Annotated in this window: 11 protein-coding genes; 4 read left to right on the top strand and 7 right to left on the bottom strand. The window is 70.1% G+C overall.

The features are described 5' to 3' along the window. Positions 1-3: 3 nt before the first annotated feature. The 4 genes from BKD30_RS10290 to BKD30_RS10275 all read right to left on the bottom strand — a co-directional run bounded on the left by BKD30_RS10290 (position 4) and on the right by BKD30_RS10275 (position 5,585). Complete coding sequence (locus tag BKD30_RS10290) at positions 4-1,581, bottom strand: ABC transporter ATP-binding protein (protein ID WP_076704652.1); 1,578 nt, start codon at positions 1,579-1,581, stop codon at positions 4-6. A gap of 130 nt (positions 1,582-1,711) precedes the next feature. Beyond that, on the bottom strand, positions 1,712-2,833 hold the full coding sequence (locus BKD30_RS10285) for a BMP family lipoprotein (protein WP_076704650.1): 1,122 nt from the start codon (positions 2,831-2,833) through the stop codon (positions 1,712-1,714). Between the two features lie 209 nt (positions 2,834-3,042). Then, a complete protein-coding gene (locus BKD30_RS10280) occupies positions 3,043-4,356 on the bottom strand; it encodes an amidohydrolase (RefSeq protein WP_083956282.1) in 1,314 nt (437 codons plus the stop codon). A gap of 80 nt (positions 4,357-4,436) precedes the next feature. Next, complete coding sequence (locus tag BKD30_RS10275; RefSeq protein WP_076704459.1) at positions 4,437-5,585, bottom strand: mannose-1-phosphate guanylyltransferase; 1,149 nt, start codon at positions 5,583-5,585, stop codon at positions 4,437-4,439. A 336-nt stretch (positions 5,586-5,921) separates the two neighbouring features. On the opposite strand from BKD30_RS10275, the gene sdhC reads away from it, so the two are divergent. The 4 genes from sdhC to BKD30_RS10255 all read left to right on the top strand — a co-directional run bounded on the left by sdhC (position 5,922) and on the right by BKD30_RS10255 (position 9,405). Continuing rightward, complete coding sequence (sdhC, locus tag BKD30_RS10270) at positions 5,922-6,287, top strand: succinate dehydrogenase, cytochrome b556 subunit (RefSeq protein WP_076704458.1); 366 nt, start codon at positions 5,922-5,924, stop codon at positions 6,285-6,287. A 1-nt stretch (position 6,288) separates the two neighbouring features. Then, positions 6,289-6,771, top strand: a complete 483-nt coding sequence (locus BKD30_RS10265; RefSeq protein WP_076704457.1) for a succinate dehydrogenase hydrophobic membrane anchor subunit — start codon at positions 6,289-6,291, stop codon at positions 6,769-6,771. A gap of 76 nt (positions 6,772-6,847) precedes the next feature. After that, entirely contained in the window at positions 6,848-8,623 is a 1,776-nt protein-coding gene (gene sdhA / locus BKD30_RS10260; RefSeq protein ID WP_076704456.1) for a succinate dehydrogenase flavoprotein subunit, read from the top strand. Beyond that, complete coding sequence (locus BKD30_RS10255) at positions 8,623-9,405, top strand: succinate dehydrogenase iron-sulfur subunit (protein ID WP_076704455.1); 783 nt, start codon at positions 8,623-8,625, stop codon at positions 9,403-9,405. Before sdhA ends, BKD30_RS10255 begins: the two co-directional genes overlap by 1 nt. Positions 9,406-9,479: 74 nt before the next feature. On the opposite strand, the gene BKD30_RS10250 is transcribed toward BKD30_RS10255, so the two are convergent. From BKD30_RS10250 to BKD30_RS10240, 3 genes are all read right to left on the bottom strand, one after another. Beyond that, complete coding sequence (locus BKD30_RS10250) at positions 9,480-9,998, bottom strand: 2'-5' RNA ligase family protein (protein ID WP_076704454.1); 519 nt, start codon at positions 9,996-9,998, stop codon at positions 9,480-9,482. Between the two features lie 2 nt (positions 9,999-10,000). After that, complete coding sequence (gene trpS, locus BKD30_RS10245; RefSeq protein WP_076704453.1) at positions 10,001-11,053, bottom strand: tryptophan--tRNA ligase; 1,053 nt, start codon at positions 11,051-11,053, stop codon at positions 10,001-10,003. A gap of 104 nt (positions 11,054-11,157) precedes the next feature. After that, the gene (locus BKD30_RS10240; protein ID WP_076704648.1) at positions 11,158-12,030 is read right to left on the bottom strand and encodes an exodeoxyribonuclease III; all 873 of its coding nucleotides are present in this window, start codon (positions 12,028-12,030) and stop codon (positions 11,158-11,160) included. Between the last annotated feature and the right edge of the window lie 304 nt (positions 12,031-12,334).

Here is a 12,334-nt window from a genome sequence, read left to right as displayed (position 1 = left end):
TGCTCACTGCCGGTGTCCTTCGTCGGGGGCGGGGCGGTCGGGGGCGGGAGTGGAGGGGGCCGAGCCGACCTGCCCGAACGCCTCCTGCGCGGTGGCGCCGGCCATCATCAGGCCGAGCGTCTCGCGCGGGGTGTCGGCGTCGACGATGCCCATCAGGCGGCCGTGGAAGATCACCGCGATCCGATCGGCGAGCTGGATCACCTCGTCGAGTTCCGTGGACACGATCAGCACCGGGGTGCCCCGATCGCGCTCGGCGATGATCCGCCGGTGCACGAACTCGATGGAGCCGACGTCGAGACCACGCGTGGGCTGGGAGGCGATGAACAACTTGAGCGGCCGGGACAGCTCGCGGGCGAGCACGACCTTCTGCTGGTTGCCGCCCGAGAGGGTGGAGACGGCTGCGCCGATGCTGGGCGTGCGCACGTCGAACTCGGCGACCTTCTCCTCGGCCTGGCGGCGGATGGCGGCCGGGTTCATACCGATGCCGCGCGCGAACGGTGCGGTGTCGTAGCGGTCCAGGACCAGGTTCTCGGCGATGGAGAACGGGCCGACGAGTCCGTCGACCGTGCGGTCCTCGGGGACGAAACCGACCCCGGCACCGAGCACGTCCTTGACGGAGCGGCCGAGCAGTTCCGTCCCGGCCAGGCTGATCGCGCCGGTGACGTGGTCGAGCAGGCCCAGGATCGCCTCGGTGAGTTCGGTCTGCCCGTTGCCCTGGACGCCGGCGACGGCGAGCACCTCGCCTTCGGCGATGTCGAAGCTCACCGCGTCCAGCGGCCGGGTGCCGTTGGCGGCGGTGACGGTCAGGTCGCGGACGCTGAACGTGGTGCGGCCGCGCTGCGGGGCGTCCTTGGTCAGGTTCAGCGAGACGGACCGGCCGACCATCAGGGAGGCCAACTCGGTGGTGGAGGCGGACGGGTCGGCGCTGCCGACCACCGTGCCGCGACGGATCACCGTGATCCGGTCGGCGACCTCCTTCACCTCGCGCAGCTTGTGACTGATGAAGACGACCGACGTGCCGTCCGCGGTGAGCTGGCCGATGATGGCGAGCAGTTCGTCGGTCTCCTGCGGGGTGAGCACCGCGGTGGGCTCGTCCAGGATCAGCACTTTCGCGTCCCGGACCAGGGCCTTGATGATCTCGACGCGCTGCTGGACGCCGACCGGCAGGTCCCCGACCAGCGCGTCCGGGTCGACGTCGAACCCGTACTGCTGGGAGATCTGCCGGATCCGGGTGCGGGTCGCGGCCAGGTCGAGCAGGCCGCCGCGAGTGGATTCGTTGCCCAGGGCCACGTTCTCGGCCACGGTGAAGACCGGGATGAGCATGAAGTGCTGGTGCACCATGCCGATGCCGGCGGCCATCGCGTCGCCGGGGCCGGCGAAGGTCACGGGCGTCCCGTCGAGCAGGATCTGCCCCTCCGTGGGCTGGTACAGCCCGTAGAGCACGTTCATCAGGGTGGACTTGCCGGCGCCGTTCTCCCCGAGCAGGCAGTGCACCTGGCCGGGCTCGACCACCAGGTCGATCGCTTCGTTGGCGGTGAACGCGCCGAACCGTTTGGTGATGCCCTTCAGTTCGAGCCTCAACACTCTTCCCGTCTTCGTCGTGACGCTCCGCGTCGTGAGCTGGTCGTCGAGGGTTCGCCCGGCCGATGCCGGACGCGCGGCACCGCCGGCCCGGCTCGGGACCGGCGGTGCCGCGGTGAAACGGTCCCGGTCAGCCCTGCGGGCTGGCCTTCGAGGTGACCTTGATCGTGCCGGAGATGATGTCCTTCTTGATCTGGTCCAGCTCGGACTTGGTCTGCGCCGAGACGTTCTTGTCCTGGTCGTGGAACGGGGCCAGGGCCACACCGCCGTTGTCCAGCGTGCCCACGTAGGCGGTCTTGCTGAACGTGCCGTTCAGGTCGTCCTTGACCACGGTCTCGACCGCGTCACCCATCAGCTTCATCACCGAGGAGAGCATCTGATCCTTGCCCTTGGTGTTGGTCTGGTAGCCGTCCGAATCCACCCAGATGAGCTTGACGTCCTTGCCGGCGTTCTTCGCGTCGACGGCCGCGTCGATGGTGCCCGCACCGACCGGACCGGCGACCGGCATGATCACGTCCGCGCCCTCGTTGATGAAGTTGACGGTGTTCTGCTTGCCCTTGCCGGAGTCCTCGAAGTTGCCGACGAAGGTGCCGTTCTGGCTGTCCTTGTTCCAGCCGAGCAGCTGGACGCTCTTGGACTTCTTCTGGTTGTAGTACTTCACCCCGTCGGCGAACCCGTCCATGAAGATGGTGACGGTCGGGATGTTCATGCCGCCGTAGGTGGCGACCTTCCCGGTCTTCGACGTCGCGGCCGCCAGGTAGCCGGCCAGGAACGCGGCCTGTGCGGTGTCGTAGACGATCGGCTTGACGTTGTCGGTGAACTTCGGGTCCGAGTAGTCGATGATCGCGAAGTGCTTCTGGGGGTTCTTCGCGGCCACCTGCTTGGTGGTGTCACCGAGGTTGAAGCCGACCGTGACGGTCAGGTTGCAGCCGCCCTGCATCATCGCGTTCAGGTTCGGCCCGTAGTCGGTCGCGGCTTTCGACTCGGCCTGCTTGGTGGAGATGCCCAGGTCCTGCTTCGCCTTCATCAGCCCGTCGTAGGAGGACTGGTTGAAGGAGCGGTCGTCGAAACCGCCCGAGTCGGAGACGATGCAGCCGGTGTAGTCCTTGGCCGAGGGGTTGGCCGAGGCGCCGGCCGTGCCGGACGAGCTCGAGGACGGCGCCTGCCCGCAGGCCGCCAGCAGCAGGGCCGCGGCGCTCAGGGCGGCGGCGCTCACGGTGAGACGACGGCCCTTGCGCACGGCGGCGCCCATGATGTCAGTGGTGTTCAACTGTTCCTCCCAGACGAGTTGCCCCCGCTCCCACGACCGGCCCGATCGGCGTCGTCCTGGCGGCCGCCCGCGATGCCGGACGGTGCTGCGCGCCGCTGTGCGGCGACGGGCTGTACAGCCCATACCCTAACCCGGCGCCGCGCTGCACGTTAGCCACTTCACATCCGCCGTGCGGGGACGTGAGGAATTCGTTACCTACCGGTAGCTTCTGCGGCCCACGCGGACCTGGGCTTCGCGGCCGGACGCTCCACCAGGCGGTTCGGGGCGACCGGGGCGACCACCGGCGGGTGCTGGGCGGCCTCCGCGACCGCCCGCAGCGCGGTGGCCGCCATCACCCGCACCCCGACGGCGAGGGACTCCTCGTCGATGACGTAGTCGCCGCGGTGCAGGTCGAACGTCTCGCCGCCCCGGGTGCGGGTGCCGAGCCGGAACATCGAACCGGGCACCTCCTGCAGGAACCAGGCGAAGTCCTCACCGCCCATCGACTGCGGGGTGAGCACGACGGCGTCCTCGCCGAGTTCCGCGCGCGCCGCGGCCTCGATCATCGCGGTCTCCACCTCGGTGTTGACCACCGGGGGCACGCCGCGGACGTGTTCGAGGTCGACCGCCACCCCGAAGGGGGCCGCGACCTGGCTGACGACGTCGTCGAGCAGTTCCCCGGCGGCGAGCCACGCGTCCCCGTCCAGGCAGCGCATGGTGCCGGACATGAAACCGGTGGCGGGGATGGCGTTGGGGGCGGCTCCGGCGTGGATCTGCCCCCAGACCACGGAGACGGCGCTGCGCACGTCGATCCGCCGGGAGAGCACGGCGGGCACCCCGACGGCGATCTCGGCGAGCGCGAACACGAGGTCCTCGGTCAGGTGCGGGCGCGAGGTGTGCCCGCCCCGGCCGGTCAGCTCGATCCGCACGGTGTCCGAGGCGGAGGTGATGGCACCGATCCGGGTGCCGATCTGCCCGACGTCGATGCGCGGGTCGCAGTGCAGCGCGAAGATCCGGGGCACGCCGTCGAGCACGCCCTGCTCGATGCAGGACAGGGCACCGCCGGGCATGGTCTCCTCGGCGGGCTGGAAGATGATCCGCACGGTCCCGGCCAGGGGGCTGGACCGGTTCAGGTCGGCGAGCACGAGGGCGACGCCGACCATCACCGTGGTGTGCATGTCGTGGCCACAGGCGTGGCAGACCCCTCGGCTGGTCGACGCCCAGGGCAGCCCGGTCTCGTCCTGCACCGGAAGGGCGTCGATGTCCGCCCGCAGCGCGGTCGCGATGGGGCCGTGCCCGATGTCCACGTACAGGCCCGTGCCCTCGAAGAAGTGCGGGGTGAGACCGGCCGCGGTCAGCCGGTCGGCGATCCTGCCGGTGGTGCGCACCTCCCGGGTGGACAGTTCGGGGTGGGCGTGCAGGTCGCGGCGGAATGCGGTCAGCTCGGCCAGCAGCGGCCGCAGGAACGGCCCGACGACGGGCAGCTGGTCGGAGTCGGAGGAGAAGCCGAACGGTGCGCGATCCACCCGCTCCACTCTAGCCAGCCCGGGCGTGTCCCGCGCCGGTCCGGGGCCGCCCGACACGCTCGGCCACGGCGCACCGGGGCTCAGAGCACGTCGTCGGCGCCCGCGGCCTTCAGCTGCTCGACCGTCTTCTTGACCGCCTGCGCGTTGTCCGCGGTCGTCACCAGCAGGGCGTCCGGGGTGTCGACCACGACGATGTCCTCCACCCCGATCAGGGCGATCAGCCGGTTGGTGCCGGTGACCACGACCCCGGTCGCGTGGTCGGTCACGACGCGGGCGTGCTCGCCCAGCACCGTGACGCCGGAGCCGGCCGGGTTGAGCCGGCCGATCGCGGCGAAGTCCCCGACGTCGTCCCAGCGGAAGTCGGCCGGCACGACGGCGACGTCCCCGGCCGCGGCGGCGGGCTCGGCGACGGCGTAGTCGATGGCGATCTTCGGCAGCCCCGGCCACACCCGCGCCACGACGGCATCCCGCTCCGGGCCGTCCCACGCGCGGGCGATCTGCATCAACCCGGTGTACAGCTCCGGCTGTGCCCGCTCGAGGTGGTGCAGCATCAGGGCGGTGGGGGCGACGAACATGCCGGCGTTCCAGCCGTACTCCCCCGACGCCACGTACTCGGCGGCCACCTCCGCGGACGGCTTCTCCACGAACGTGCGCACGGTCAACGCGTGTGGGGCGCCGGCGACGTCCAGCGGCTCCCCGAGCTGGATGTACCCGAACCCGGTGGACGGGTAGGTGGGCTTGATGCCGATCGTGACGATCCGCCCGGTGGCGGCGGTGTGCACGGCCTCGGCGACGACCTCCCGGAACAGGGAGTCGGGGCTGATGGCGTGGTCGGCGGCGAACGAGCCCAGGATGGTCTCGGGGTCCCGCAGGTGCAGGATCGCCGCGGCCAGTCCGATCGCGGCGGCCGAGTCCTTCGGCTCCGTCTCGATCACGACGTCGTCCTCGCCCAGCTCGGGCAGCTGGCCGACGACGGCGTCACGGTGAGCTCGGCCCGTCACCACCATCACGCGGCCGGGGGCGAGCGGCTCCAGCCGGTCGTAGGTGGCGCGGATCAACGTGTGCCCGCTGCCGGTCAGGTCGTGCAGGAACTTCGGGGTGGCCGCCCGCGAGAGGGGCCACAGCCGGGTGCCGACACCGCCCGCGGGGATGACGGCGTGGAACCGGGACAGGGGGTCGGCAGCGCACGCGTTGGTGGGCGCGGGCGTCGACGGGTCGTGCTCGCTCATTGTCCCCACGTTAGTGCAGGGCACTGCCCGACCCTCCGGGTGTGGTGTCGCGCACACCCGGCGGACGGGCGCCCCGGGCCGCCGCGGCTCCCCGCCGTCATCGGGGCGCGCTGGTCACGAAGGGGTGGAGGGGAGGACTATGGTGGACCCGACGGGACGGGGTCTGCGACCACCCGTCGGTGCTGCCGACGGCCGGCCGGGAAACGACGGCCGCTCGCACCGGCAGCGGCTGGGAAAGACGATCGGGTTCGCAGTGCCCGGCCGAGTCCGACGCGACACCGCTGACGGCGTCCGTACTCGGAGCTGCAGGGAGGTTGTTCAGTGCCGAAAACATCCATGGGCACCCTGTACCGCGGCCGTGAAGGCATGTGGTCCTGGGTGGGTCACCGCATCACGGGCGTGGTGATCTTCTTCTTCCTCCTCGTCCACGTGTTGGACACCTCGCTCGTGCGAGTGTCACCGGACGCGTACAACGCCGTCATCGCCCAGTACAAGAACCCGGTGATGGCGCTCGGCGAAGCGGGCCTGGTCGGCGCGATCGTCTTCCATGCCCTGAACGGACTGCGGATCATCCTGATCGACTTCTGGAAGCAGGGCACCAAGTACCAGCGCCAGATGCTCTGGTCGGTGGTGGTCGGCTGGTTCGTCATCATGATCCCCTTCCTCGTACGCCACCTCTCGCTCGCCTTCGGAGGTAACTGACATGTCCGGCATCGTCGTCGAGTCACCCCGCTCCCCCGCGAGCGCCGGCGGGCGGATCGCACCGCAGTACCGCCGCAACAAGGGCAAGGGCGGCAACTTCGAGATGCTGGCGTGGCTGTTCATGCGTCTCTCCGGCGTCATCCTCATCGTTCTCGTCTTCGGGCACCTGTTCGTGAACCTGATGGTCGGCGACGGGGTCAAGGCGATCGACTTCGGTTTCGTGGCCGGGAAATGGGCGAGCCCGTTCTGGCAGGTGTGGGATCTGGCCATGCTGTGGCTGGCCATGCTGCACGGCACCAACGGCGTGCGCACCATCATCAACGACTACGCGGAACGGAACGTGACCCGGCTCTGGCTGAAGACCGTGCTGTACGTCGCCTGCGGCACCATGCTCCTGCTCGGCACCCTGGTGATCTACACGTTCGACCCGTGCCCCGTGATCGACGGGGTCTCCACGGTCAGCAGCTTCTGCCCCGCCCCCTGACTCCGTGCCCGCCCCGGCGGAACCCGCGCCGGTACGCGGCGACATGGCGACCACGAGAGAAAAGAGTCATCGAAGAATGCAGGTCCACAAGTACGACGTCGTGATCGTCGGTGCCGGTGGCGCCGGGATGCGCGCCGCGATCGAGTCCGGTCAGCGTGCCCGCACCGCGGTGCTGACCAAGCTCTACCCGACGCGTTCCCACACCGGTGCGGCCCAGGGCGGCATGTGCGCGGCCCTGGCCAACGTCGAGGAGGACAACTGGGAGTGGCACACCTTCGACACGGTCAAGGGCGGGGACTACCTCGTCGACCAGGACGCCGCGGAGGTGATGGCCAAGGAGGCCATCGACGCCGTCCTGGACCTGGAGAAGATGGGTCTGCCGTTCAACCGCACGCCGGAGGGGCGGATCGACCAGCGCCGGTTCGGCGGCCACACCCGTGACCACGGCAAGTCGCCCGTGCGCCGCGCCTGCTACGCCGCGGACCGCACCGGTCACATGATCCTGCAGACGCTGTACCAGAACTGCGTCAAGCACAACGTCGAGTTCTACAACGAGTTCTACGTCCTGGACCTGCTCCTGCTCGACGACGACGCCGCCGAGGGCACTGGACAGAAGCGAGTCGCCGGTGTGGTCAGTTACGAGCTGGCCACCGGAGAGATCCACGTCTTCCAGGCCAAGAGCGTCGTCTTCGCCTCCGGCGGTGTCGGCAAGGTGTTCAAGACCACCTCGAACGCGCACACCCTCACCGGTGACGGCATGGGCATCGCGTTCCGCCGGGGCCTGCCGCTGGAGGACATGGAGTTCATCCAGTTCCACCCGACCGGGCTGGCGGGCCTGGGCATTCTGCTCTCGGAGGCCGCCCGCGGCGAGGGCGCGATCCTGCGCAACTCGGAGGGCGAGCGGTTCATGGAGCGGTACGCCCCCACCATCAAGGACCTCGCCCCGCGCGACATCGTCGCCCGGTCGATGGCCAACGAGGTGCGCGAGGGCCGGGGCTGCGGCCCGAACAAGGACTACGTGCTGCTGGACCTGACGCACCTGGAGCCGGCGCACATCGACGCGAAGCTGCCGGACATCACCGAGTTCGCCCGCACCTATCTCGGCGTCGAGCCCTACACGGAGCCGGTCCCCGTGTTCCCCACCTGCCACTACGCGATGGGCGGCATCCCCACCAACATCAAGGGGGAGGTGCTGGCCGACAACGACACCGTGGTGCCGGGCCTGTACGCCGCCGGTGAGGTCGCCTGCGTGTCCGTGCACGGCTCCAACCGGCTGGGCACCAACTCGCTGCTGGACATCAACGTGTTCGGCAAGCGCTGCGGCATCAACGCCGCGGAGTACGCCGTGGGCGCGGATTTCGTGGAACTGCCGGAGAACCCGGCCACCTACACGGAGGACCTGCTCGACGTCGTCCGGACCGGGACCGGGACCGAGCGGGTCGCGAAGATCCGGGCGGACCTGCAGGACACGATGGATGCGAACATGCAGGTGTTCCGCACCGAGTCCTCGATCCGGCAGGCGCTCGACGACATCGAGGCCCTGCGGGAGCGCTACCGGGCGATCTCCGTGCAGGACAAGGGCAAGCGGTTCAACCTGGACCTGCTCGAGGCCGTCGAACTCGGCTTCCTGCTGGACATGGCCGAGGTGATGACCGTCTCGGCCCTGCACCGCAAGGAGTCCCGCGGCGGGCACTACCGCGAGGACTACCCCGATCGTGACGATACGAACTGGATGAAGCACACCATGGTGTACCGGGACCCCGACTCCGAGATGGAGGGAGTCAAGGGGATCCGGTTCGACACCAAGCCGGTGATCTTCACCCGTTACGAACCGATGGAGCGCAAGTACTGATGAGCACGCAGACAGCCGAACCGGCATCCAAGGTCGAGCTTCCCGCCTCCGTGGGCGGTGGCGGGGAGATCCCGACGTTCGACGTGACCCTGCGGGTCCGCCGCTACGACCCCGAGGTCTCCGACGAGCCGCGCTGGGACGAGTTCTCGCTGACCATGTACGGCACGGACCGCGTGCTGGACGCCCTGCACAAGGTCAAGTGGGAGCACGACGGGTCGCTCTCGTTCCGGCGTTCGTGCGCGCACGGGGTGTGCGGCTCCGACGCGATGCGGATCAACGGCCGCAACCGCCTGGCCTGCAAGACGCTGCTCAAGGACCTCGACACGTCCAAGCCCATCCTGGTGGAGCCGATCAAGGGCCTGCCCGTGGAGAAGGACCTGATCGTGGACATGGAGCCGTTCTTCCAGTCGTACCGGGAGATCATGCCGTTCCTGGTCAACCGCGGGCACGCTCCCACGAAGGAGCGGCTGCAGTCGGCCGAGGAGCGGGAGCGCTTCGACGACACCACCAAGTGCATCCTGTGCGCGGCGTGCACGTCCTCCTGCCCGGTGTTCTGGACCGACGGTCAGTACTTCGGTCCGGCCGCGATCGTCAACGCGCACCGCTTCATCTTCGACTCGCGTGACGACGCCGGTGACATGCGGCTGCAGATCCTCAACGACAAGGAGGGCGTGTGGCGCTGCCGCACGACCTTCAACTGCACGGAGGCCTGCCCGCGCGGGATCCAGGTGACCAAGGCGATCGCCGAGGTCAAGCAGGCGGTGCTCGCCCGAGCGATCTGACCGCCACAGCAGTCGGACGAGAGGCCCGGGCGGGGAACCGCCCGGGCCTCTCGTGCGTGTGGCGGCCGGTGGGCTCAGCCGCCGAGCGGTACCTCCCCCACCTGCTCCCACGCGGTTTCACCGGCGCGGAAGACACCGAGGGCGCGGGCGGGGAAGGTGGCCGCGAAACCGGCGAACCGGATCAGCGCCTCGTCCAGGGCCTGCTGGTCCACGCCCTGGGCCAGGGTGACGTGCGGGTGGTAGGGGAAGACCGCGGCGCTGCCGATGCCGGCCGCGAGGATGCCCTCGTGCAGCTCGACGCACTCCCGGGCGCCGGCGGTCAGCCGCAGGTAGACGACCGGGGAACGCGGCAGGAAGCTGCCCGCCCCGCGCAGCACGACGGTGAACGGCTCCACGCGGGTGGCGACGGCGGCCACCGCGGTCATCGCGGGGTCGTCGTCGCCGGCGAGGCCGTGGGTCAGGATGGTCACGTGCGGCGGGACCAGGCCGGAGGCGGGCTCCCCGAAGGAGGCGCGCCACTGGTGCAGTTGCGCCGCCAACGGGCCCGGGACGGTGATCACCACCCCGAGCGAGCCCGCCGCCGGCGCCGCCACGGTCAGCTCTCGCCGCTCGCCCCGGGCACGCGCACCCAACCGGCGGCGGGCCGGAGCAGGCCGACCCGGTCGTACACGGCGGCCAGCGTCTCACCGGCGATCACCCGGGCCTTGTCGGCGCCGCGGGCGAGGATCGCGTCCAGTTCCGCCGGGTCCGCGAGCAGCTCCTCCGTCCGTTCCCGGAACGGGACGACGAAGGCGGTCACCAGGTCGGCGACGTCGACCTTCAGACGCCCGTACATCCGACCTGCGTAGTCCTGCTCGAGTTCGTCCAGACCGCGGCCGCTGAGCGCGGAGTGGATGGACAGCAGGTTGGAGATCCCGGGTTGGTGCTCGGGGTCGAACCGGATCACGGTGCCGTTGTCGGTGACCGCCGAGCGGATCTTCTTCGCGGTCACCTTCGGTTCGTCCAGCAGGTTGATCAGCCCGGCCGGGGAGGCAGTCGACTTGGACATCTTCGCCGTCGGGTTGGCCAGGTCGTAGATCTTCGCCGAGACCGGCGGGATGAATCCCTCCGGCACCACGAACGTCTCGCCGAACCGCGTGTTGAACCGCTGGGCGAGGTTGCGGGTCAGCTCGATGTGCTGGCGCTGGTCCTCCCCCACCGGGACCCGGGAGGCCTGGTAGAGCAGGATGTCCGCGGCCATCAGCGTCGGGTAGGCGAACAGTCCCAGCGTCGCCGCGTCGACCCCGTACCTGGCGGTCTTGTCCTTGAACTGGGTCATCCGGGACGCCTCACCGAACCCGGTGATGCAGTTGAGCACCCAGGCCAGCTCGGCGTGCTCGGGTACGTGGGACTGCACGAAGAGGGTGCACCGATCGGGGTCCACGCCACCGGCGATGTACTGGGCGACGGTCCGCCGGGTCCGGTCGGCCAGGGTCGCCGGGTCGTGCTCCACCGTCATCGCGTGCAGGTCCGGGATGAAGTAGATCGCGTCGTGATCGTCCTGCATCCGCACCCAGTTCCGCACCGCCCCGATGTAGTTGCCCAGGTGCAGGCTGTCGGCGGAGGGCTGGGCGCCGGAGAGAACGCGGGAACGTGACGGGGTGGCCATGGACGAGTGCTTCCTTGTCGCGGTCGGGTCTTTCGGGCGGGCGGGCGGTCGGGCGGTCAGTCAGGTCGGGTCGGGTCGCGGTCGGTCGTGTTCCGGCGTCGTGGTCAGAGCAGGTAGTCGATCACCAGCGGCGCATGGTCGGACCAGCGGGCGTCCCACGACGCGGCCCGGTCCACGCTCGCCGTCGTCGCCGCTCGCGCGAGCTCGGGGGTGGCGATCTGGTAGTCGATCCGCCAGCCGGCGTCGTTGTCGAAGGCGGCGCCGCGCATCGACCACCAGGTGTACGGCCCGTCGACGTCGCCGGCCAGGGACCGGTGCACGTCCACCCAGCCGTGCTCCCCGAAGAAGCGGTCGAAGTACTCCCGCTCCTCGGGCAGGAACCCGGCCCGGGTGACGTTGCCCTTCCAGTTCTTGATGTCGCGGGCGGTGTGCCCGACGTTCAGGTCGCCGGTGACGACGGCGAGGTCCGCGTCGGCCCGGAGCCGGGCCAGCCGCCGCTCCATCGCGGTCAGGAACCGGTACTTGTCCTGCTGCCGGGCGGTGCCGGCCTCACCGGAGTGGACGTAGGCGCTGACCACGGTGAGCGCCGCGTCCCCGGTGGCGGTGGGCACGGTGACGTCGACCTCGATCCAGCGGCCGGCGGTCGCGAAGTAGTCCTCGCCGATGCCGATCCGGGTGGCGGTGGGTTCGACCCGGGTGGCGACGGCGACGCCGGCGCGCCCCTTGGCGCCGGCTTCGGCGTGGGCGACGTACCAGTCGGGGCCGAGCAGGTCGTGCACGACGGCGTCGGGCGCCCGCACCTCCTGCAGGGTGAGCACGTCCACGTCCCGGGCGGCGAGCCACTCGCGCATCCCGTCGCCGTTGCCGGCCCGCACCCCGGTGGTGCGGAAGGCCGCCCGGATGCCGTTGACGTTGACGCTGGCCACGCGCAACCGCCGTGTCCCGGTGGCGGCGGCGCCGCCGGCGGTGGGATTCACGGCGGTGGGATTCTCGACGGTCGGATTCTCGGCGGTCCGGTCCTCGACGGTCGTCAACACGGGCAGCGAAGTCACCCGATCCACTCTACCGTCGCCCGTGGGACGGCCCCGGTCCTCGCGGGGTCCGTCGGGGGGTCGCGTCGAGGCCTGGAGCGATGCTCCTATGGATGTCAAGCCGCTTTCGCGAGGTCGGCGGTTGAAGTCGGGACGTGGGTGTCTCGGGTCCTGAGGTCGTTGATGAGGGCCCGGTAGATCTCGCGGGCGATGTGGCGTTTGAGGCAGCGCATGATGTCCTTCTTCGAGA

This window comes from Tersicoccus phoenicis (genome assembly GCF_001968835.1).
GTDB lineage: Bacteria > Actinomycetota > Actinomycetes > Actinomycetales > Micrococcaceae > Tersicoccus > Tersicoccus phoenicis.
The sequence above is the reverse complement of the archived record's forward strand: the minus strand, read 5'-3'. Positions and strand labels throughout refer to the sequence as shown.

Coding starts and splice junctions, on each gene's coding strand:
- BKD30_RS10255 (WP_076704455.1), top strand. CDS start 8,623: ATGAGCACGCAGACAGCCGAACCGGCATCCAAGGTCGAGCTTCCCGCC.
- sdhA (WP_076704456.1), top strand. CDS start 6,848: ATGCAGGTCCACAAGTACGACGTCGTGATCGTCGGTGCCGGTGGCGCC.
- sdhC (WP_076704458.1), top strand. CDS start 5,922: ATGGGCACCCTGTACCGCGGCCGTGAAGGCATGTGGTCCTGGGTGGGT.
- trpS (WP_076704453.1), bottom strand. CDS start 11,053: ATGGCCACCCCGTCACGTTCCCGCGTTCTCTCCGGCGCCCAGCCCTCC.
- BKD30_RS10275 (WP_076704459.1), bottom strand. CDS start 5,585: ATGAGCGAGCACGACCCGTCGACGCCCGCGCCCACCAACGCGTGCGCT.
- BKD30_RS10285 (WP_076704650.1), bottom strand. CDS start 2,833: ATGGGCGCCGCCGTGCGCAAGGGCCGTCGTCTCACCGTGAGCGCCGCC.
- BKD30_RS10265 (WP_076704457.1), top strand. CDS start 6,289: ATGTCCGGCATCGTCGTCGAGTCACCCCGCTCCCCCGCGAGCGCCGGC.